The 20,659-nt window shown below is 70.7% G+C and carries 17 protein-coding genes; 8 read left to right on the forward strand and 9 right to left on the reverse strand.

The genetic code is table 11. The features are described from left to right. Positions 1-4 precede the first annotated feature (4 nt). Positions 5-1,702, reverse strand: coding sequence for a BCCT family transporter (locus BLW84_RS02415; RefSeq protein ID WP_093260760.1), 1,698 nt, complete (start codon positions 1,700-1,702; stop codon positions 5-7). 252 nt (positions 1,703-1,954) lie between these two features. Here BLW84_RS02415 and BLW84_RS02420 point away from each other — a divergent pair, with 252 nt between their 5' ends. From BLW84_RS02420 to BLW84_RS02430, 3 genes are all read left to right on the forward strand, one after another. After that, complete coding sequence (locus tag BLW84_RS02420) at positions 1,955-2,539, forward strand: hypothetical protein (RefSeq protein WP_143060841.1); 585 nt, start codon at positions 1,955-1,957, stop codon at positions 2,537-2,539. Positions 2,540-2,676: 137 nt separating this feature from the next. Beyond that, on the forward strand, positions 2,677-3,366 hold the full coding sequence (locus tag BLW84_RS02425; RefSeq protein WP_093260764.1) for a YcnI family copper-binding membrane protein: 690 nt from the start codon (positions 2,677-2,679) through the stop codon (positions 3,364-3,366). Beyond that, the gene (locus BLW84_RS02430) at positions 3,363-3,899 is read left to right on the forward strand and encodes a copper resistance CopC family protein (protein ID WP_093260766.1); all 537 of its coding nucleotides are present in this window, start codon (positions 3,363-3,365) and stop codon (positions 3,897-3,899) included. The genes BLW84_RS02425 and BLW84_RS02430 overlap by 4 nt, the downstream gene beginning before the upstream one ends. A gap of 364 nt (positions 3,900-4,263) precedes the next feature. Here the strand turns inward: BLW84_RS02430 and BLW84_RS02435 are convergent, their stop codons facing one another. The 4 genes from BLW84_RS02435 to BLW84_RS02450 all read right to left on the reverse strand — a co-directional run bounded on the left by BLW84_RS02435 (position 4,264) and on the right by BLW84_RS02450 (position 9,986). Continuing rightward, complete coding sequence (locus BLW84_RS02435) at positions 4,264-6,915, reverse strand: HAD family hydrolase (protein ID WP_093260768.1); 2,652 nt, start codon at positions 6,913-6,915, stop codon at positions 4,264-4,266. A gap of 301 nt (positions 6,916-7,216) precedes the next feature. Further along, positions 7,217-7,519: a hypothetical protein gene (locus tag BLW84_RS02440; RefSeq protein WP_093260770.1), complete on the reverse strand. Its 303-nt coding sequence runs from the start codon at positions 7,517-7,519 to the stop codon at positions 7,217-7,219. Between the two features lie 144 nt (positions 7,520-7,663). Then, positions 7,664-8,569, reverse strand: a complete 906-nt coding sequence (locus tag BLW84_RS02445) for a phosphotransferase enzyme family protein (RefSeq protein WP_245760881.1) — start codon at positions 8,567-8,569, stop codon at positions 7,664-7,666. A 46-nt stretch (positions 8,570-8,615) separates the two neighbouring features. Next, positions 8,616-9,986: a helix-turn-helix domain-containing protein gene (locus BLW84_RS02450; protein WP_093260772.1), complete on the reverse strand. Its 1,371-nt coding sequence runs from the start codon at positions 9,984-9,986 to the stop codon at positions 8,616-8,618. 221 nt (positions 9,987-10,207) lie between these two features. Between BLW84_RS02450 and BLW84_RS02455 the strand changes: the two genes are divergently transcribed. Next, positions 10,208-10,453, forward strand: a complete 246-nt coding sequence (locus BLW84_RS02455) for a hypothetical protein (RefSeq protein ID WP_093260774.1) — start codon at positions 10,208-10,210, stop codon at positions 10,451-10,453. Positions 10,454-10,466: 13 nt separating this feature from the next. After that, positions 10,467-10,805 carry a hypothetical protein gene (locus BLW84_RS02460; RefSeq protein ID WP_093260776.1) on the forward strand — a complete coding sequence of 113 codons (339 nt, stop codon included), beginning with the start codon at positions 10,467-10,469 and terminating at the stop codon, positions 10,803-10,805. A 380-nt stretch (positions 10,806-11,185) separates the two neighbouring features. On the opposite strand, the gene BLW84_RS02465 is transcribed toward BLW84_RS02460, so the two are convergent. Together BLW84_RS02465 and BLW84_RS02470 are read right to left on the reverse strand one after the other, a co-directional pair. Beyond that, complete coding sequence (locus BLW84_RS02465) at positions 11,186-12,283, reverse strand: alkene reductase (RefSeq protein WP_093260778.1); 1,098 nt, start codon at positions 12,281-12,283, stop codon at positions 11,186-11,188. 17 nt (positions 12,284-12,300) lie between these two features. Next, a complete protein-coding gene (locus tag BLW84_RS02470; protein ID WP_177226232.1) occupies positions 12,301-12,696 on the reverse strand; it encodes a RidA family protein in 396 nt (131 codons plus the stop codon). A 93-nt stretch (positions 12,697-12,789) separates the two neighbouring features. Here BLW84_RS02470 and BLW84_RS02475 point away from each other — a divergent pair, with 93 nt between their 5' ends. Next, positions 12,790-13,212, forward strand: coding sequence for a MarR family winged helix-turn-helix transcriptional regulator (locus BLW84_RS02475; protein WP_093260782.1), 423 nt, complete (start codon positions 12,790-12,792; stop codon positions 13,210-13,212). Positions 13,213-13,524: 312 nt separating this feature from the next. On the opposite strand, the gene BLW84_RS02480 is transcribed toward BLW84_RS02475, so the two are convergent. Further along, complete coding sequence (locus BLW84_RS02480; protein ID WP_245760883.1) at positions 13,525-16,998, reverse strand: L-tyrosine/L-tryptophan isonitrile synthase family protein; 3,474 nt, start codon at positions 16,996-16,998, stop codon at positions 13,525-13,527. A 532-nt stretch (positions 16,999-17,530) separates the two neighbouring features. Here BLW84_RS02480 and BLW84_RS02485 point away from each other — a divergent pair. Next, a complete protein-coding gene (locus BLW84_RS02485) occupies positions 17,531-18,109 on the forward strand; it encodes a TetR/AcrR family transcriptional regulator (RefSeq protein WP_093261101.1) in 579 nt (192 codons plus the stop codon). On the opposite strand, the gene BLW84_RS02490 is transcribed toward BLW84_RS02485, so the two are convergent. Continuing rightward, positions 18,079-19,257 carry an amino acid deaminase/aldolase gene (locus BLW84_RS02490; protein ID WP_093260784.1) on the reverse strand — a complete coding sequence of 393 codons (1,179 nt, stop codon included), beginning with the start codon at positions 19,255-19,257 and terminating at the stop codon, positions 18,079-18,081. The genes BLW84_RS02485 and BLW84_RS02490 overlap by 31 nt on opposite strands. A gap of 85 nt (positions 19,258-19,342) precedes the next feature. Here BLW84_RS02490 and BLW84_RS02495 point away from each other — a divergent pair, with 85 nt between their 5' ends. Further along, on the forward strand, positions 19,343-20,653 hold the full coding sequence (locus BLW84_RS02495) for a D-arabinono-1,4-lactone oxidase (RefSeq protein WP_093260786.1): 1,311 nt from the start codon (positions 19,343-19,345) through the stop codon (positions 20,651-20,653). The last annotated feature ends 6 nt before the right edge of the window (positions 20,654-20,659 follow it).

Consider the following 20,659-nt stretch of genomic DNA (forward strand, 5'->3'; position numbering starts at 1 on the left):
CTTCTTACTCTTTTCCGCCGGCAGGCGCCGTCGCGGTGGCCTCGCTCTCGTCGGCCTCGGCCGGCGTGGTCACCAGCTGGAACTCGCCGTCGTGCTCCTCGGTACCGGCGATGACCGCCTGTTCGAGCACCTCGGCGCCCTTGGCGTCGCGCAACGTCACGTCGTCCCTGCGCAGGTCCTTGAGCAAGGCCACGCACATGAACACCATGACGATGGCGAAGGGCAGTGCCCCGATGAAGGTCAGGTTCTGGATGCCGTCCAGCGCCTTCTCCTCATCACCGCCTGCGCTGCCGATGACCAGCATGATCGCGGCCACGGCACCGGTCGCGGCACCCCAGAAGACCACCACCCACTTGCTCGGCTCGATGGCGCCCCGCTGGGACAGCGTGCCCATCACGATCGACGCGGCGTCGGCGCCGGAGACGAAGAAGATCGCCACCAGGACCATCACCAGCACCGAGGTGACCGTCGCCCACGGCATGGTCCCCAGCACGTCGAAGGTCTGCGCCTCCGCGGAGCCCTCGCCGTAGACGTTGGCACCCGCCTTCTGGGCGTCGATCGAAGCGCCGCCGAAGATCGCGAACCAGATGAGGCTGACGCCACTGGGCACCAACAGCACGCCGGCCACGAACTGCCGGATGGTGCGGCCGCGGCTGATGCGGGCGATGAACATGCCCACGAAGGGCGTCCACGAGATCCACCACGCCCAGTAGAAGATCGTCCAGCTGGCCAGCCAGCTCTGCATCTCGTCGCCGCCGGTGGCGCCGGCGCGCGAGGCCATCTCGCCGAACTCGCTGATGTAGGACCCCACCGAGGTGGGCAGCAGGTCGAGGATGAACACCGTCGGGCCGACGACGAACACGAACAGCGCCAGCACACCCGCCAACACCATGTTGATGTTGGACAGCCACTGGATGCCCTTCTCCACGCCCGACACCGCGGACAGGATGAAGCACACCGTCAGGACGACGATGATCGCCACCAGGACGGTGCTGCCGGCCGAGTCCTTGGCCAGCCAGCCCGCACTCTCCAGACCGCTGCGGATCTGCAGGGTGCCGATGCCCAGCGAGGCCGCGGAACCGAACAGCGTCGCGAACAGCGCGAGGATGTCGATCACCTTGCCGAGCGGGCCCTCGGAGTTGCGCTTGCCGATCAGCGGCAGGAACACGGCGCTGATCGTCTGGCGGCGCCCGCGGCGGAAGGTGCTGTAGGCGATCGCCAGACCCGCCACGGCGTAGATCGCCCACGGGTGCAGCGTCCAGTGGAACAGCGAGGTCGCCATGGCCGTCTTGATGGCCTCTTCGCTCTCCGCGGGGGACGTCCCCGGCGGCGGTGAGACGAAGTGCCCCAGCGGCTCGCTAACGCCGAAGAACATCAAACCGATGCCCATACCGGCGCTGAACATCATGGCGATCCAGGAGATCGTCCGGAACTCCGGCTGCTCCCCGTCCTTGCCGAGCGGGATCCGCCCGAACTTACTGAAGGCCAGGTACAGGGCGAAGATGACGAACGCGGTAGCCGCGAGCACGAAGCCCCAGCCCGTGTTGGTCAGCAGCCAGTTCAGTGCCGCCTTCGACGCGGTGCTCAGCGAGTCGGTACCCACCGCACCCCAGAGCACCACGGCGAACATGATGGCCGCGGTGACTCCGAACACGACCCAGTCCGTGCGCGGTTTCCCGAGGAACTCGGGGCTTCCTGTCAATCCAGTTGTATGGTGGCCCTCGGTGGGCTCACCACTTTGTTTTGTTTCGGTCGACACAGGTTTCGGCGCCGACTTTCGGCGACGCCCCCTCCTCTCCGTCGTCGGTTACGACGATCTGGAACTAAGTGGCCGGCAAATGTGCAGCTGGTAGCTCCGGACCGTCTGCAACCCGTAAACCGTGACCCAATCGGGTGAACAAGGCAAGCTCACCTGCGGTCAGCGTGGCCGAACCGACACCTAGACTTGGGCGCCGTGGCAGCCGGAATCAGACCTACGCAGGGCGCGTTGCGCGTCCTGCGCGGTGCCGGTTTGGCCACCACGTCGGCGTCACTGTCCGTGGCCGCACATGCGGCCGCCGGGGGGTCGTTACCCGATCCGGGTACAACCTTGGTGATCACCGGCCTGTTGGCCGGTGCCGGTGTGGCACTCGCTGATCGCAAGCGCGGGTCGTGGGGCATTCTAGGGGCTTTGAGCGCCAGCCAGCTGGCACTTCACGTATTTCTCCAGCTCGTGGCGTCCCACCAGGACGGCCTCGGGTACACCGGGATGCGGTTCTCGCCGCTGGTCATGACGCTCGGGCACGCCGCCGTGGTGCTGCTGACCGGGCTCGTTATGGCCCGCGCCGAGCGGGCACTCTTCGTAGTCGCACGCCTCCTCGGATCCATCCTGCCCCGCAAGTCGACCCCACTACCGGTGGTTGCGCAGCCGCGCACGGTGTGCGTCTCCGTGGTCACGGTGCGTACCCTGGCTCAGCTGATCTACCAGCGCATTCATGCCCGTCGCGGGCCGCCGGAATCTCTTGCCACCGGTGGCGATCACGTGGAATTCGCCACCTGATCGTTGCTCTTTCGCCATTTCGTCGCGTATCCGCGCGCGCGAATAGTCCGAAACGCAGGAGATTCAAGAACATGTCGACAAATCGATTCGCGGTTCGATCCGCGGCGCTGACCGCCGCTTGCGGGATTGTTGCGCTAATGGGCGCCGGGACGGCGTCCGCGCACGTTTCCGCACAGCCCGGCGAGGCGGCCAAGGGAGGCTACGCCAAGGTCGCCTTCCGGGTCCCGAACGAGCGGCCGAACGCCGGAACCGTGCAGGTCAAGGTGACCCTGCCGGAGCAGTACCCGCTGAGCTCGGTGCGCACCAAGCCGATGCCGGGCTGGACCGTCGCGGTGGAGCGGGTCGCGATCGCGCCGGTCGAGGTGGCGGGCGCACAGGTCACCGAAACTGTGCGCAGCATCACGTGGACCGCGCAGCCGGGCAACCGGATCGGGCCGAACGAGTTCAACGAGTTCGAGGCGACGCTCGGCGCACTGCCGACCAACACCGACGAACTGCTGCTGCCCACCACCCAGACCTACGACAACGGCGAGGTCGTGAACTGGGACGCTCCGACGCCGCCGAACGGCGAGGAGCCGGAGCACCCGGCCCCGACGCTGAAGCTGGTCGAGAAGGCCGAGGAGGGGCACTCGCACGGCGGGAGCTCGCACGGCCAGGAGGCCGGCGAGCAGGCCACCGGCGCCGGTGACGACACGGCCCGTTGGCTGGGCGGTGCCGGGCTGCTGGTCGGCGCGCTCGGCCTGGGCGTGGGCGCCGGTGCCCTCGCGCGCAGCCGGAACGCCGGACAGGCTGCGAAGCAGCAGGAATCCGGGAAGGACGAGTCGTGAAGCGGTTGCTCGCGATCGCGGCGCTGGCGCTGGTCGCGCTGCTCGGCGGCGCGGGCACGGCGCTCGCGCACAACGTGCTGGTCAGCAGCGACCCGCCGGAAGGCGCGCAGCTGGCCACCGGGCCCCGTGAGGTCCGGCTGACCTTCGACCAGCCGGTGCGCACCGGCGAGGGCTACAACACGGTCAACGTGGTCGGCCCGGACGGCACGTACTGGACCGACGGGGAGGTGCGGGTCGAGGGCAACTCGGTCGTCGTACCGGTCCGGGAGCTCGGTCCGGCGGGTGTCTACACGGTCGGCTACCGGGTGCTGTCCAACGACGGCCACCCGGTGCCCGGCAAGGTCACCTTCACGCTGACCGCGCCGGGCAAGGGCACCCCGGCCCCGGCTCCGCAGAACGCGGACCAGCCCGGCCAGCAGGCGGACTCGGCGGAGTCCGGCGGCATGCCGGTCTGGCCGTGGATCGTGGGCGCGGTGGTCGTGGTCGCCCTCGGCCTGGTCCTCGCCCTGCGCCTGGGCAAGCCGAAGAACTAAAAAACATTTCAGGATGGGGCTTGCATAGCGGTGCGGGTAGCGGAACCTCAGACGCCGTCTGGACTCCGGGATCCCCGACTTGCGTATACCAAATACGCGGCGCTGGGGCTGTCCTCGCCAGACGACGTCTGAGAACCCGCGGCGGTGCCAGCTGAGTCCCACACCGCATGCGGCTGACGCCGCATCCTGAAACAACCTCCAAGGCAGTGCAGGGGCGCCCCCGGCCGAGCGATTCGGCCGGGGGCGCTCTCGTCTTCGCGCCGGGTCAGTCGAGTATCTGGCGGTTTCGCGCGAAAACGGCGATCCGCGTGCGGACGGTTGGCGGTTTCGCGCGAAACCGCCGCCCCTCCCGCAGGAGCACCGGTCATTTGCTGCGCAGCCGGATGCGGTCGAAGACCGCCGGGTCGAGCGTCCCGGCGCGGTCCACGGCCCTGGCCTGGACCATGAACCACGGCTGGGCGCTGTCCCGCGCCGCGCGCACCGGCACGAAACCCTGGTCCACCAGCGAGATCGCGTAGTCGACCGACACCTCGCAGAGGTCGTTGAGGGCGGCCGTGCCGTGCCACGGCATCACCCCGGCGCCGCCGAGCGGGACGAACCGCAGCCGGCCCGGTGCCGGGCGGATGGACAGGCTCATCCGCACGCAGCCCTCCCGCCACAGCACCGAGTAGTCGAGTTCCTCGTCGACGTGCTTGTTCGCCAGGTAGGTGATCGTTTCCCGCCACGCCGTCGCCAGCAGGTCGCCGCGCGCCCGGCGGACCTCGGCCGGCACCGCCGGGTCGGTCAGGTCGAAGGGATCCGCGTAGATCCGCTGCGACCACGCGAACGGATCGCCGCCGGGGCAGGGGATGTCGACGGCCTGCAGCACGGAGCGGAACAGCTCGGCGAACCGCGGCCGCCCCGGCCCGGCCGGATCCCGGGCGTCGGCTTCCTCCAGCGCCGCCCGCGGATCGCGGCGGACGTCCAGCCCGGCGAACGCCGTGGCGTACCGGTCGCGGTGCTTCGCCAGCAGCTCCGGCCGCTGCGTGCGGTCGCCACACCTCGGATGCGCGTCGGCGGCGTCGTCGAAGTCCTCGACCGCCACCACGTCCCGCAGCCCCGCGCTCGCCACCTGCGCGACCAGCTCCCGGTGGTAGCCCGCGTAGCGGCGCGGCTCCCGGAACCTGAAGTGGCTGGCATCGGTGAGCGCCCGCACCGCGATGCCCGGCGGGTGGATCTGCCGGACGGCCTCGTCGAGCTGCCGCAGCCGGATCAGCATGGCCAGCTCGGCGAGGTCGGGGAGCCCGCCGAGTGCCTTCAGCCGGGAGCCGTCCTGCTTCAGCGACGGCCCCACCACTACGAACGGGATGCGTGCACCGGCCTCGATCGAGGCGAGCATGTCCCGTTCGGCCGCCTCGGGCGGATACGCCGTCCTGGACGCGCCGAACGGTTTCGCCGTCACGACCCGCCACACCGCCCGGCAGGTCGCCGCCGGATCGGCGCGAGCGCCGACCTCGCGGCCGAGCCGCCGCCCGTCGGCCACCGCAGTCGCGACCAGCGACTCGACGATCCGCGACTGCTCCGCCGCGGTCAGTTCCACGCCGTGCGACCAGATCGTGGGGCGGGTGCTGAGGTCCCCGATCCGCAGTCTGCTCAGCGACGTCACGTGCGACAGCTGCGGCGCGTCGGCCGAGTGCCCGCGCCCCAGCGGAACCGGCTGCGGCAGCGACTCGAACGTCCTTATCCCGCAACGAGTTCCTTCACTGTCCACAGTGAACCCGGGTGGTCGCGCGGCCACCACCGAGGCGGCGGGGAACGCCGCCCGCAGCGCTTCGCGGTTGTCGGCCGAGTCGTCGAAGGCGGCGACGAGCTCGTGCTCCGGCATGTCGCGCAGCGCCGCGACCTTCTGCCCCGCGACCGGCCCGTCATCGGTGGTGCGCAGGTCGAGGTGGCCGAGTCCGTGGCGGCTCAGGACCTCTTCGGTGGCGGCCCGCATGCGGTGGCGGCGACCGGTCAACCAGACGACCCGGGCACCGGCTTGTTCCAGGTCCCGGACGAATTCCACCAGTCCCGGCGCCGGGTCGTCGGTCAGCAGGGCTTCCCGGTGCCACGCGACGTGCTGGCGGTACTCGGCGTACAACGCGTCCCAGTCGAGTTCGGGAAAACGCGCCAGCAGCCCGTTCGCCGCCAGGAACGGGCGCCAACCCGGCCGGTACAGCCCAGGCAGCACGTCGAGCCGCGCCGGGTCGGCGAACTCGTCGATGCCGTGCGCTTCGCCCAACCGGCGCAACGCCTCGCCGACCCGGTGCTTCGGGTGCAAGGCGCAGAAGTCGAGGTCCACGGCGACCAGCGGCCGCGGCAGGCCCGGCTCGTTCCGGCGCCGCGCGCTGCGCGCCCGGACCAGCCGGACGACCCGGCTGAGGATCTCGTGCTGCTCCGCCGCGACGACGTGCACGAAGCGGCGCCACGGGTGGTCACCGGCGAACGCGGCCGCGGTCGACTCGGCCAAGTGGCGCAATTCCTGCGCGATGACGCGGTCGAAAGCGTCCCGGACCCGGTCCTGCTCGTCGCCGCCGATGAGCATGCACGCGGCCGCCAGCTGGTCCAGCTTCTCGTCCAGCGCGGCAACAACGCCCGGCACCTCGGACCGCGCGCGGCGAATCCCGCCGAGCACGATGCGCCCGGTGGCCGTCGCCGCCGAGTCCAGCTCGACGCCGAGCTCGCCGACCGGCAGGAAACCCCGCGCCACCAACCCGCGGAACGTGATCAGCAGCGGCCGGACCACGAACTCGGCGAGGTGCTCCGGCGCCGTCCAGGCCGGCGGCCGGCCGGCCACGATCCGCTTCAACCACAGCACATCGCCGGGGAACTCCCAGCGCGCCAACTCACCCAGGGGGATCGCGTTCCGCGCCGCGGACAGCTCTCCCGCCGCCCGGTGCTCGCCGACCGTCGTCGCGCAGTAGAGCCGCAGCAGCGGATCCTCGTCCAGCAATTCCCCCAGCCGCTCCGACCGGACATCCGGACCGCACAAAACCATCTCCCATCCAACAATTCCGGAAAAAACGCACGCACCACGAAGTCCCGCTCACCTGCGTGAGCGGTAGTGCGGAGAAATCAACGAGCACGCCCGGGCATGCGCACGCACCAGGACGCGAAGAACTGCGGGATCGCGGGCGCTACCGGCTCGCGATGCCGAAAACAGCGGCCATCACCAGGGAAAACACCGAATTCGCCCGGACCGAACCGGCCTGCGCCGATCGTCGAACCCCCAGTTCAACCGGCGCGCCGACACTCAGATACCCGACGAGCCCGCCGATGACGCACCCGTCGCCGAGTGGTCATTCACCATCGGCGAGCTGCACGAGCGGCACGCAGCAGTCGCCTTCCAACCGCTGCACCGCGACCCGGCCGCAGTGCTCCAGCTCCTGCCGGGTGATCCAGCCTGCGGCGTAATGGCGGTATGCCTGGGCCAGCAGGACTAGCTCCGCGAGGTGATCGGCGTGCCGGCGCCGGAGGTCTTCGGGCAGCCGGGGCAGCGAACCGGCCTGGCTGTCCACCACTTCGTCGAGCACCTGCGCAGCGCGCAACGCGTGCGCCCGGCGCCAACGCGGCATCCGCGGCAAGATCTTCGCGTTCCTCATCGACAGCCCGTCCCGTAGCAACGCACCGATGCAGCAGTTCGCCCGTATGGTTTACCCCTTCCACCGAACGCTCGTCAGCAGAAATTGCCGAACGAACGCGACGATCGCCCCAACATCGCCCGTTCGGCCTAGCAATAGACCGGATCAGCTGTACGGCACCCATTGCGTGAAGAGATCTCCGTCCCTGATCGTGCGCAGCCGCTGGTGCAGTTGCTCGCGAACCCCGGGATTGCTGCGCAGGATCGGGAGCACCCCGGTGGTGATCTTCAGCTCGCGCAGTTCGCGCAGCACCGGAAAGCCTTCCCAGCGCGTGATGTCGAATCCGTAGGCCTCCGCCAGGTCGTCGTGCCAGCCCGGCGGGTGCCCCATCCGCAGCCGCCCCACCGCGATCGGCGTCAGGTCCCACTCCGGCGGGCCCATGCACAGCGAATCCAGGTCGCACAGCAGCGGCCCGTCCGCGCCGCCGATCACGTTGCCGAGGTGCGCGTCCGCGTGGATGACGCTGCGCGCCAGCGGGAACCGCAGCGTCGCCAGGCGCTCTTCCAACGCATCGCAGCGCTGCGCGAGGAACTGGTGATCGGCCGGATCGATGTCCACCGCGTCGGTCAGCCGGCGCCGGATGTCGGCCATCGGCTGCCAGTCCAGGAAGGTCGGGGACGGCGGCTTCGAGTGCATCCGCCGCAACAGCTCGCCGAGGTCGGCGCCGCCGGGCATCGGCCCGGTCTCGGGCACGTACTCCCAGAAGGTCGCCAGGTGCTCGCCCACCTGGACCGGCTGCTCAAGACCCGGCAGCAGGCGAACGGCGGGAACCCCGTGCGCGGCCAGCCAGCGCGCGGCTTCCACGGCGTTGAAGGCTCGATAGGTGAACGACGGGGAAAGCACGACGCGGACGACCACGCGCTGATCTCGAAGCAGGAAAACGCCGTTGTTGACGATTCGGAGCAACCGCGCGCCGGTCGGGTCGAGGCCGACGGCGGCGCAGATCTCGGTCAGTGCCAGCTCCAGCTCCGGCGGGATGCACCGACCCTGTTCCAGTGGTTGTGTCTTCATGCTCATCGTTTCGGACCGACAGCACCGCTGCCCCGGCGCGTCGAGCTCACACCCGACGGAACCGCCGGACGGCCTCGAACAGGTCGCGGACGTCGGAGTTCATCCGGTGCTTGCCCGCTTCGAGTTCCAGCGGCTTGAGCCGGTCGGCGACGCGCTGGGACTTGACCCGCTCGCCGTGCTCCAGCGCCCGGCGCCCGACCTTGACGCCCTCCTGCAGGTCGCCGGCCCGGATGTGGTTGGTGGCTTGCAGGCTCAGGCCGAAGACGTGGGTGCGCGCCATGTCCGAGCCGTAGGCCTCATTGCACTTGATGGTCTCGGCGACGGCGATCGACGCGTGCTTCTTGGGGTCGAACACCGACAGCGCGTCGTGCGCGGAGCCGATCATGCCGTGCAGGTCGTTCTCGGTGAAGAAGCGCACCCAGTCGGGCGCCTCGTCGGCGCGGGCGCGGGCGAACTCGTCCTTGGTGCGGCCGACCATCTTCTGCACCTGGTCCGGCTTGTTCAGCATGCCGTAGGCCCAGGCCTCGTTGGCGCACAGCACGGCCACGGTCAGCGCGGAACCGGAGTCCTGCGCGGCGATCTGGCCCAGCTGGAACAGCTTCAGCGCCTCGTTGGGCTCCTCGTAGTGCAGGTAGACGCGGCCCATCCGGTACAGCACGCTGGCCACCAGGCCGTCGTCCTCGGCCTGCTTCGCGAACTCCAGCGCCTTGCCGAAGTGGCCGCGGGCGGGGTCGAGCAGGCCCACGTCGAACGAGGTCCAGCCGGCCAGGCTGTGCATGTCCGCCAGCGCCACGAAGAGCTGCTTGCGCACGGGTTCGGCGGCGCTGGACTCCAGCAGCTGCTGCGCCCAGGACAGCTGGGCCACCACGGCGTCACGGCAGGTTCCGCCGCCGTAGCGGTAGTCGAGGTCGCGCAAGGCCTTGGTGGCGGCGTGGATCTGCTGCACGTCGGTCATGCCGATCCGGGCCGGCGCCGGGGTCTGGGCGTTGGCCGGCAACCAGGAACTGGTTTCGGTGCCGAAGACCGCGGCGCCCATCGTCACCGCCGCGGCGTGGGACAGGAACTTCCTGCGCTTCACCGACTCGTCCTCCTCAGCGTCGGGGGCGTTGGTCGCCTTCGCGACCCGCATCGCGGTCGCCCCGTCGTACGCGAGGCCCATGTAGCCCCGCGGGATACCCAGCCCGTCGGCGATCCGGGCGAGCACGTCATATGCCATGACCTGCCGCCCCTTGAGGATCTCGGACACCTCGGATTGCGACTGCCCCGTCGAGGCTGCAATCTGTCGCTGCGAAACGCCGTGCCGGCGAAGCTGCCGGTAGATCTCACTGACGTCCCGCCGGGCCAGTGCATCCCGCATTTCCCGCTCGTTCCAAACGTCGGGTGTAACGGGAGAGCCGCCAGAACCGATGATGTTCATTTAGACCCCCTGACGCTCTGCTCGGGCGTTGGTCGCAGAGTAAGGGCACTGCTGCATCCCGGTGAAGCGCGTATCGGTAGAGGTGATCGGCGGCGGTGAAGTCCACCGACCGCTCGTCGTTGCCGTTGGCCCGGTTATCGCCTGCGCTCTATGCGCGACGCCCGGCCCGTTCCAATCTAGTCAGCACAGGCAACCGAGCACGAACAGGAACGGTGAGCGAGATGCGGGAAGCACAGAGCGGGAGCGGCCGGTCGGCCGGCTTCCCCTCGGCACCCGCGGACCGCCGCCGGTGGTGGCGAGTGGACTGCCGAGACGTGGCGAACTCGCACCGCTTCCTGGACGTGCTGGTCAACCGGGACAGGGTGGTGCTCGTCGGACCGCCCGGCCATTCCGCGGTGTTGTCGGCCAACGGCCTCGGCCAGTTGTCGGTCGCGTTGCGGGATGCCGCTGTGCAGGCGAGAAAGTGACGGTGACGTTTCGGTGGACGAGATCCTGGGACAGGTGCTGCGAAGTGCGGTGCGAGAGCGGCTCGACGTGTTGACCGAGCTGGCGAACCGCGCGGACGCTCCTTCCTTGCTCTCCGTTGCGCGTTCCGAACTCCCCCGGCTCACGGAGGGGTGGCGGACGCTGCTCACCGCGCACGACGCCGACGAAAAGGGCAACTGCCCGGAGTGCTCCAGCCGCTGGCGCCCGCAGAAAGCACCGTGTTCGGTGTGGCGCACGGCTTACGAGCACCTGGTGGCAGGCGCCCTGGCACCCCGTCCCGCACGGCACCAGCGCCCGGCGCACGCTTTGCGCCCGGCCGCGCCGGTGCCGTAAGCCGGCGGACTCGGCCCCGGACAGCAGTACCTCCTCCCCGACCCGGGTCACCGAGAAACCGCCAGGCGGCGGTCGATGAGCGGCTGGTCGTGATTCCCCGACCTCGACCACTCGATCATCGGCCGCCGCCGCGAAAACTCCACATCGGACCGGCTGGCACGCCAGCGCGGTCGCCCAGAATTCCGCGGGCCGGTGCTGACGCACTCCCCTCCCCCCGACCGGTGCCGGTCCGCGGACTCCAACCACTCCGGTCACGCCGTTTCCCCGGACGGCCCCGGAGTCTGGAAAGGCCCTGGAGCTCGATTCCCCGACCGAGCCCAGGGCCTTTCCATATCCGGGTGCATTGTTTTCATTGCCGCAGCAACGAGAAGCGGTGCACGTCAACTTCGGCGGAAGAGGGCCTCGACCGCCGGGTAGTCGGTGTAGCCCCGATCGTCACCGCCGTAGACGTGGTCGGCGTTCACCGGCGCGAGCGGATGACCGCCGGCGAACCGGCGCGGCAGGTCGGGGTTGCTGATGAACAGCCGCCCGAAGGACATCACGTCGGCGAGCCCGGATCGCAGGACTCGTTCGCCGGCCTGCTGCGTGGTGGGTTCCGGGCCGTTGAAGTTCGCGATCAGCGTGCCCGGCCACCGGGGCCGCAGATCCGCCAGCGCCGGGTAGTTCCCGCGTTCGACGATGTGCAGGTAGGCGAGCCCGAGCGGTTCGATGGCGTCGACCAAGGCCCGGTAGGTGCCTTCCGGGTCCTGTTCGGCGATGTCGTTCTCGGGGTTGTCCGGCGAGATCCGCAGGCCGACTCGGTCTGCGCCGACCTCCGCGACCACCGCTTCGACCGCCTCCACCACCAGGCGCAAGCGGCCGCTGCGGGAGCCGCCGTAGCCGTCGCTGCGCAAGTTGGTGTTCTCCGCGAGGAACTGCTGGATCAGGTAGCCGTTGGCGCCGTGCAGTTCCACGCCGTCGAAGCCCGCCCGGATCGCATTGCGCGCGGCAGCAGCGAAATCCCGGATCGTGGCGTCGACCTCGGCGGTGGCCATGGCACGCGGCGTGACGTGGTCGAGCCAGCCGTCGGCGGTGAAGATCGTGCCGGAAACCGCGCGGGCCGATGGCGCGACGGGCAGCTCGCCGAGCGTCCGCGGGTGGCTCATCCGGCCGACGTGCCACAGCTGGGCGAAGATGCGGCCACCGCTCACGTGCACGGCGTCGGTGACCTGCCGCCAGCCGGCGACCTGTTCATCGGTGACCAGGCCGGGGATCCCGGGCCCGCCCTTGCCGAGCCCGTTCGGCCAGATCCCCTCGCTGACGATCAGCCCGGCGGCGGCGCGCTGGGCGTAGTAGTCGCCGGTGATCGCGGCGGGCACGCCGGTTCGGTCGTCGGCTCGCCCCCTGGTCATCGGGGCCATCGCGATCCGGTTCGGCAGGCTCAGGTGCGCGCCGCGGTACGGCTGCAGCAGCGGGCCGGTGGTCTCGATCGTGGTCATGCGTGACTCCTGCGGATTCAGCGGGCCAGGGCGATTGCGTCGATTTCGATCTGCCAGTCCGGCTGGGCCAGCGCGGACACTTCCAGCAGCGTGTCGGCGGGGTACGGCTCGGCGAGGAATTCGCCGCGCAGCTCGATGACCGCCGGCAGGTTCGCCGCCATGTCGCGGACCAGGATGGTCACCTTGACGACGTCCGCGAGGGTGGCTCCGGCCGCGGCGAGCACCCGCTCGACGTTGGCGAAGGCCTGCCTGCCCTGGGTCTTGAAGTCGTCGCCGACGGTGCGGCCGCGCTCGTCGATGCCCGCCTGGCCGGAAACGTGGATGAAGCCGCCCGCCTTGATCGCCTGCGAGATCCGGTAGGGCTCGTACCAGTCGGGAGTGGTGGCGATTCGCTCGATGTCGGTGGCGGTCATGACATCCTTCCATTTATTTGTATGTGCATGCATATTTTGAGCATTCATGTACCTTGGTGTCAACCACCACCGCCGCGGCACCCGGGAGGCCCGATGGCCGAGACCACCGCCGACGATCAGCTGTGGAGCCGGGTCGTGACGTTGTCCGGCCGGGTGGAGAGCGAACTGGCCAAGGTCCTGCAGCGCACGCACCGGCTCGGCCTGTCGGAATACCGGGCGCTGTGCCACCTCGCGTGCGCGGACCAGGGCGAGCTGCGGATGCAGGAACTCGCCGACGCCGTAGGGCTGAACCAGAGTTCGGCGAGCCGGCTGGTCGCCAGGCTGGAATCCGCCGGGCTCACCGTCCGCGACCACTGCCCGGCCGACCGCCGCGGCGTCTACAGCGTCATCACCGAAGCCGGACGCGACCTGCACGCAGCGGCCCAGCCCACCTATCTGGCAGCACTGGCCACCGCACTGGACCGAGCCGCCGCCGACCCGGACCTGGCCACCACCGTCAAGACACTCCGCGGGTAGGGCATCCCACCCGGCGAAGTGACCTCTCGCGCACTCCTTGCCGCTGCAGAGGCTGTTCGGGATGTGGTTGCGGTAGATCGGCTGGTGGCTTCGAAGTGGTGCGGCGAACGGCCTGTTCACCTCGCCTATCGGAACAAACGGGCCATTCACTCCACACCAGCCGATGCCGGACAGCTGCAGCGAACGGACCGTCCACCTCACCTATCGAGGCGAACAGGCCGTTCACTCCACCAGCCAACGACGACTCATCGCTGCGCCAGCGCGTTCGCGAACAGCCGCTACAGCGACAAGAAGCAGCCCGGTCCTGGGCGGCTACCGCCGGCGGAGGCGGGCCCTGGCCGCGAAGTCCGGGTCGAGCCGGATCCCCGGTGGCGTCCGCGATCCCCTCGGCGCCGGGACCGGCGCGCCGATCGCGCCCGTCAGGTGGGTTCGCTGGGACGGGACCATCAGCCACGGCTGACGGGGGCCGAGCAGCGGCGAGTACACCGGCACGAAGCCCTGGTCCAGCAGCGAGATCGCGAAGTCCACCGCCACGTTGCCGCGGTCGTCGAGCACCCCGGTGCCCTGCCAGGGCAGCAGGCCGGAGCCGCCGAGGTAGGTGAACCCGAGGCAGCCCTTGCGGACCGCGCTGAGCGTCAGCCGCACCCGGTTCGGGAACATCCGCTCGTAGCCGAACTCCTCGTCGACCTGCATCGTCGCCATGTAGCGGAGCACCGTGTGCCACGCCCGGCGCAATACCGCGCAGCGCGCTTGGCGCACCTCGGCCGACACGGTCTGGTCGGTCACGTTGTAGATGTCCGCGTAGACCGCCGTGGACCACTCCAGCCGGTCGGTGCCCGCGGGCACCACGACCGGCACCGAATACACCAGCGACATCAGGATTTCCCGGAACAGCCCGATGACGTGCGGCGCGAACTCGCTCAGCTGCGCGGTGCGCAGGTGCACGAGTTCCAGGGTTCGCAGCGGGTTGTCGGCGATGTCGAAGGACCGCAGCGACTCGGCGAGCAGCCGGCGGTAGCGGGCGACCCTCGCCGCGTGCTCGGCCTTGAGCCCCGGTAAGCCGAGCCGCTGCTCGGCGACCGCGTCGATCTCCTCGACGGTGGTCCGGTCGCCGATGCCGACCAGGTCGACGTACTCGCGCAGCTTCTTCTGGTAGGCGTCGGTGATCGCGTGCGGGCGGCTCCGGAAGTGCCTGCCGTCGGTGAGGATGTTGAAGTGCAGGCCGGGCCGGTGCACCGCGCTGACCGCCTGCTGGAGCTCCCGAAGTCGCGCCATGGCACCGAGTTCGGCGAAGTCCGGCAGCGGGCCGCCGGCCTTGAGCCGGTTCAGGCACTGCTTGACCGGGAAGCCGAGCAGCACCACCTCGATGGGCTCGCCGCGGCGCACGAACGGTTCGGCGTCGCGCCGCAGGTCGGCGGGTTGGTAGTTGGCGCGGGAACCCTTGATGAACTGCTTGCGGGTGAACACGTGGTGCAGGGCCGCAAGCACCTGCTCGGGCTCGCTGCGCTCGTCGATGCCGAACTTCGCCACCGCGCTGCGCCCGGTCCGCGCCGCCGACCGGTCCGCGTCGGCCACGACCGAGTCCACGATGGACAGCGATTCCTGTTCGGTCAGGTGCACGGCCCAGCGCTGCGCCTGGCGGTTCTTGCGCAGCGCGCCGATCTGCAGTTCTTCCAGCGAGTGCGTGTTGGACAGCCGCTGACCGCTGCGCGTGCCGGGGCGCGGCGTGGTCTCGAAGGTGGCGATCACCGCGGCGGCGTCGGCCACCGGCTGCACCGGAAGTCGTTCGGCGGCCAGCCCGGGGATCTCGACGGCGACCGGGAGCGCCCCGCCGAACTCCTTGGTCACGGCGATGCGATTCGCCAGCTCGTCGTCGAAGACCGCCACCACGTCGACGTCGCCGAGCTCGCGGAGCTTCTCCACCTTCAGCTCGGAGGGCGGTCGGCCGCCGTCCTCGGCCAAGCACAGCAACGTCGCGTCCGGCACCCCGGCGGCGGCCAGCACTTCCTCGGTGTGCTCGCGGAACCGCTCGCGCCGGCCGGTGCAGAACACCACCCGCCCGCCGGCGTCCTGCACGTCCCAGACGAACCGGGCCAGCCCGGCGTTCACGCTGTCGGTGCGCAGCTTCTCCCGCGGCCGGGCCAGGAACGCGCGGGTGAAGTCGGAGCGCACCTCTTCCCAGTCGACGGACGGGTAGCGCTCGCGCAGCCCGCTGAGCGCCACGAAGTTGTGCCAGGTGGCGGGGGCGTGGTTCGGCAGCACCGGCAGCGTTCCGGGGCCGGCCAGCTCCAGGATCCCGCCCGGCGCGCCCGACCGCGGTCCCGAAACCGAGCGGGCGGCGTCCAGGATCCGCTGCAGCGGCACGAGCCCGCACAGGTCGACGTCGATCACGACCGCGGGCTGCGGCAACCGGTCGTCCCAGCGGCGCCGGCGGGTGCGCTGCTGGACCCGGTCCAGCACCGATTTCAGCACCGCGTCCTGCGCTTCCGGCACGGTGTGGACGTAGCACTGCAGCGGTTGCTCACCGGAGAGCAGCTCCGCGGTGCGCGGCCCCAGGAAGCGCAGTTCCTCGGCGATCACCCGGTCGATGGCCCGCCGCACCCGGCTCTCCCGCCGCGCGGATTCGAGGCGGCTGAACCCGGCGCTGAGCTCGTCGAGGGTCTCCACCAGCGCGCGCGCTCCCGCCGACACCTCGGCGCGGGTCGGCTCGTGGCTCACCCGCAGGTAGTCGGTCACCACAACCCGGCCGGTGGCCTGCAGCTCCGGCGAGAGCTCGAAGGCGATTCCGCCGCCACCCAAGGCGAACAGCCCGATCCCGTGCACGTCGAGGGCCAGCCGGAAGGTGCGCAGCAGCGGGCGGACGAAGTGCTCCAGGAAGTACTCGAGCTCGTCCTCGCGCCGCTCGAAGCGGTTGTCCAGCACCACGCGCAGCAGGCCCGGAGTGCCGTCGCCCACCGGTTGCAGCAGCATGGCCAGGTCGGCCGCGATGGTGCCGCCGGGATGCGTCGGGTGGGCGGGCGCGGGCTCGGCGATGCGGGTCAGCGCGGCCGAACCGGTGCCGGTGTCCACCACGGCCGCGGGCACCGGCTGCGTGGCGCAGTGCATCCGCAGGTCCGGATCGGATTCCACAATGGACGACAGCCGCTCCCAGCCGCGCAGCTGGCGCAGCGCGCGCTCGCGGGGACCGGCGGCCTGCAGCTGCACGGTGCGCTCGGGCCCGCTGACGGTGATCCGCTCCGCGGGGAACGGCACGCTGCGGTTGGGGCCGAGCACCGCGGCGAAGCAGTCCTCGGCGAGCTGGCGCCGGGTCGAGGTCAGCAGGTCCGCGCGGTCGGCGGGCAGCGGCACCGACCCGCCGGTGTCCCGGTCCGCGGCCAGCGACCGGGTCAGCCGGTGCAGCCACGCCGGGTCGAACACCCGGCGGGTGCGGCGCAGCCGGACCAGCGCGCGGTAGAGATCGGACCAGTTCGGGTCGTCCCCCAGCGGTAGCCCCGCCCCGGCCCCGACGCCGCTGAGCTGCAGCGATCCCATGGTCGAGCGCTCGACCCGCAGGCCGTAGCCACCGGCGGAGAGCAGGTCGTTCGCGGCCGGGATGGTCAGCGGGTGCCACAGCCCGGGCGGCACGTCCGCGGCCGTGGCGGGCGGGCTCGCCGGTGCGGCGAGCTCCGCGGACAGTCGCGCGGTCACGGGGCTGCGGTGCGCGTCGCGCGCGTGGCAGCCGAACAGGCACGGGTACCGGCGGCAGGTGTGCCACCGCACCAGGTTCTTCCCCCAGTCGATGTCCACCCGGCAAGCAGAGCACGTGGCACGGCGGGAAAACGAGGGGCGGCCGGGCAGTAACCCACGATGACCTTTCTGTCACTGAGAATGACGGCTCGGATCACCCTAGATAGCGACCTTGTGCGCTGACAACATGACTCAATGCATATGCCAACGGTGTAACGCGACAAGATCCGCAGGTCAGAGACCCGCCCGGAAAGCACCCAATGACCAACCAACGGGGTCTGGTCAAGCTATCAACAAAGAAATCACCCGAACGACTGATACCGTCCCCGGCATGTCCGGAGCGCACGACCGCCCGCGGGCCGGGAAACTGTGGACATCGCCGACACCCGGGAAAACCCCCGGAACCAGCCGGTGAACCAGACCGCCGAGTCGAACTCGGCACCATCTCCCCCAGGGCTCCCCTGAAAGAGAATCCATGGTCGTGGTCGGCAAGATGGTCAGTGAACATGATCAAGGAGTGGCCTTGCCTGCCGAAGTAGCCCCGCTGCGCCGGAAGCCGGTCCAGCAACGCAGCGCACAACGAGTGGAGAAGATGCTCTCGGCCTGCGCCGAGCTGATCGACGAGGTGGGCTATGACGGTTTAACCACCACGCTCATCGCCGAGCGGGCCGGCGTCGCAGTCGGCTCGCTGTACCAGTTCTTCCCGGACAAGCGCGCCGTGGTGCAGGAACTCACGCTGCGCAACCTGGACCGCTTCGTGCGCACCGTGTCCGCCCGGTTCGACCAGCTGGAGCTGGCGCACTGGTGGGACGCGGTGGACGCCGTCTTCGACGTCTACCTGACGATGCACCGGGAGGTCCCGGCCTTCAGCCGGCTGCACTTCGGCGACGTGGTGGACCTGCGGCTGCTGGATCCGAGCAAGGACAACAACGCGGTGATCGCGGAGAAGCTCACCGGGCTGATCGCCGAGGAGTTCCGGCTCGACCCGGCGGACCTGCTGCTACCGCTGGCGGTCGCGGTCGAGGCGGCGGATGCGGTGCTGCACCTGGCTTTCCGGCGCGATCCCGCCGGCGAGCCGACGCTCCTCGCGGAGGCGAAGGAACTGGTGCGCGGCTACCTGTCCAACCGGATGCCCGAGGGTCAGCCGAAGGACCTGCCTTCGCCGCGGTAGGTGGGCACGGTGGCGGTCAGCCGGTCGGCCGCCACCAGGTGGTAGTGCGCGAACCGCTCGGCGGGCTCGCCCGCCTTCGCGTGCCGGAACCACACCCGGTCGCCGAGCCGGAGCCGCCCGGCCGCCGCCCCGGCCACCGGCGTCTGCACCTCGCCGGCGCCCTCAGTGGCGAGCAGCCGCAGGCCGCCCGGCGAGTGCGGCACCGGCGCCCGGTCGGCCCCGACCGGCCCGGAGGCGATGTACCCGCCGCCGAACAACGTCGCGATCCGCGCGGTGGGGCGGTGCACCACGGGCAACGCGTAGAACACCGCGGGCCGCGGGCGGAAGGAGCGGTAGCCGTCGAACAGCGTCGGGCCGATCAGCCCGGAGCCGGCGGCGACCTCGGTGACGGCTCGTTCCACGGCGGTGCCCTCCAGGCTGCCGGTGCCACCGCCGTTGACGAACTCCAGCGGCGTCAACGCCTGCACCGCGCGCACCACGGCGGCCCGGCGTTCGGCGAGCTCGGCGGCCGACCGGCGCTGCATCCAGCGCAGCGCGGCGGCCTTCAGCGGCTGCCCGTGCGGCGCGTCGCCGAGCCCCGCGATCTGGCCCTCGTACGCCATCAGCCCGACCAGCCGAAAACCCTTGCGGCGCAACACGGATTCGGCGATCCGGCGAGTCTGGGCGGCGGTGTGCACCGGGGAGCGCCGGGTGCCGACGTGCAGGCCGAGCAGCGGCCGCCAGGACGCGTCGACCTCCAGGCAGAGCCGGATGGCGGGCCGGTCGGGGCCGAGCGCGGCGTCGATGAGGTCGAGGTGGTCGACGGAGTCGACCATGAGCGAGATCGACGCGGCGGCGGCCGGGTCGGCCGCGAGGTCGCGCAGCGCCGAGCGGTCGACGGTCGGGTAGGCGACGAGGATGTCATCGCTGAGCCCTTCGCGGTGCAGCCAGATCGCCTCGGCGAGGCTGTAGCACATCAGCCCGGCGTAGCCCGGGACCTGCAGCACCCGATGCAGGAGCTCGCGGCAGCGCACCGACTTCGTCGCCACCCGGATCGGCCGTCCGGCGGCCCGCCGCACCAGGTCGGCGGCGTTGTGGTCGAACGCGTCGAGGTCGACCACCGCGAACGGGGGGTCGAGCTCGCTGGTGATCTCGTCGAACCGGCGCACGTCGACAACAGTAGGCCGAAAACTCTTGTTATGTGAATCTTCTTCACATAATTTCTCCGCGACGGCACCCGAAGGAGGGTTGGCGATGCAGCGTTGGACCAACTGGGCGGGCACTGCCACCGCCACCCCCAGCGCCCTGGTGGCGCCGCGCGACACCGACGAGGCCGCGGCGGCGATCCGCGACGCGGCCCGCGGCGGCGGCACCGTCCGGCCGCTGGGCACCGGACACTCGTTCTCCGGCATCGGCTCGCCGGACACCGGCTGCGCCCTGGACCTCTCGCACTGGTCCGGGATCGTGCACGCCGACCCGCACACCGGGCTGGTCAAGGTGCGCGCCGGCACGCCGCTGCACCGCCTCAACGCCGAGCTCGACGGGCTCGGCCTGGCGATGGCGAACCTCGGCGACATCGACCGGCAGACCATCGCCGGCGCCATCTCGACCGGCACCCACGGCACCGGCGCCGGGCTCGGCGGCCTGGCGACCCAGGTCGAGGAGCTGGAACTGCTGCTCGCCGACGGCACCGAGAAGCGCTGCTCGGCCGCGGAGAACCCGGAGCTGTTCGCCGCCGCCCGGCTCGGGCTCGGCGCGCTCGGCGTGATCACGACCGTGACGCTGCGCTGCGTGCCGGCGTTCTCGCTGGTCGCCGACGAAAGACCGGCGCGGCTGGACGACGTGCTGGACGACTTCGACCAGCTCGCCGCCGACAACGACCACGTCGAGTTCTACTGGTTCCCGCACGCCTCGAACACGCTGGTCAAGCGGAACAACCGGCTGCCCGCCGGGCAGTCGCCGAAGCCGCTGCACCCGCTCCGGCACTTCCTGGAGTACGAGGTGCTGGAGAACCGGCTGTTCGGCGCGGTCTGCCGGCTGGGACGCGCGGTGCCGGCATCGGTGCGGCCGCTCAACCGGTTCTGCGCCGCGACCTGGTCGGCGCGTTCCTACAGCGACAGCTCGCACCGGGTCTTCACGACGCAGCGCAACGTCCGGTTCCTCGAATGCGAGTACGCCGTGCCGCGGGAGGCGCTGCGTGACGTGCTCCACGAGCTGCGGGCCGCGGTCGGCCGGCTCGACGATCCCGTGATGTTCCCGGTGGAGGTGCGGGTCGCGGCCCCCGACGACGTGTGGCTGTCGACCGCGTACCAGCGGCCGTCGGCCTACATCGCGATCCACCAGTTCCGGGGCATGCCGCACCGGCGCTGGTTCGACGCGTTCGAGGACATCGCCGGTGCGCACGGCGGGCGGCCGCACTGGGGCAAGATGCACCGGCTCGACGCCGCGGCGCTGCGCGAGCGCTACCCGCGCTTCGACGACTTCCGCCGGGTGCGCGCCGAGGTCGACCCCACCGGGGTCTTCCGCAACCCCTACCTTGACCGGGTCCTCGGCGCCTGTGGATAACTCCCG

It is taken from the genome of Saccharopolyspora shandongensis, from assembly GCF_900106995.1.
Taxonomy (GTDB): domain Bacteria; phylum Actinomycetota; class Actinomycetes; order Mycobacteriales; family Pseudonocardiaceae; genus Saccharopolyspora; species Saccharopolyspora shandongensis.

Bases quoted from the DNA above. Each gene is read 5' to 3' on its own strand.
- BLW84_RS02495 (WP_093260786.1), top strand. From the start codon at position 19,343: ATGCAGCGTTGGACCAACTGGGCGGGCACTGCCACCGCCACCCCCAGC.
- BLW84_RS02470 (WP_177226232.1), bottom strand. From the start codon at position 12,696: ATGACCGCCACCGACATCGAGCGAATCGCCACCACTCCCGACTGGTAC.
- BLW84_RS02440 (WP_093260770.1), bottom strand. From the start codon at position 7,519: ATGAGGAACGCGAAGATCTTGCCGCGGATGCCGCGTTGGCGCCGGGCG.
- BLW84_RS02425 (WP_093260764.1), top strand. From the start codon at position 2,677: ATGGGCGCCGGGACGGCGTCCGCGCACGTTTCCGCACAGCCCGGCGAG.
- BLW84_RS02445 (WP_245760881.1), bottom strand. From the start codon at position 8,569: ATGAAGACACAACCACTGGAACAGGGTCGGTGCATCCCGCCGGAGCTG.
- BLW84_RS02475 (WP_093260782.1), top strand. From the start codon at position 12,790: ATGGCCGAGACCACCGCCGACGATCAGCTGTGGAGCCGGGTCGTGACG.
- BLW84_RS02485 (WP_093261101.1), top strand. From the start codon at position 17,531: ATGCTCTCGGCCTGCGCCGAGCTGATCGACGAGGTGGGCTATGACGGT.
- BLW84_RS02455 (WP_093260774.1), top strand. From the start codon at position 10,208: ATGCGGGAAGCACAGAGCGGGAGCGGCCGGTCGGCCGGCTTCCCCTCG.
- BLW84_RS02465 (WP_093260778.1), bottom strand. From the start codon at position 12,283: ATGACCACGATCGAGACCACCGGCCCGCTGCTGCAGCCGTACCGCGGC.
- BLW84_RS02435 (WP_093260768.1), bottom strand. From the start codon at position 6,915: ATGGTTTTGTGCGGTCCGGATGTCCGGTCGGAGCGGCTGGGGGAATTG.
- BLW84_RS02450 (WP_093260772.1), bottom strand. From the start codon at position 9,986: ATGAACATCATCGGTTCTGGCGGCTCTCCCGTTACACCCGACGTTTGG.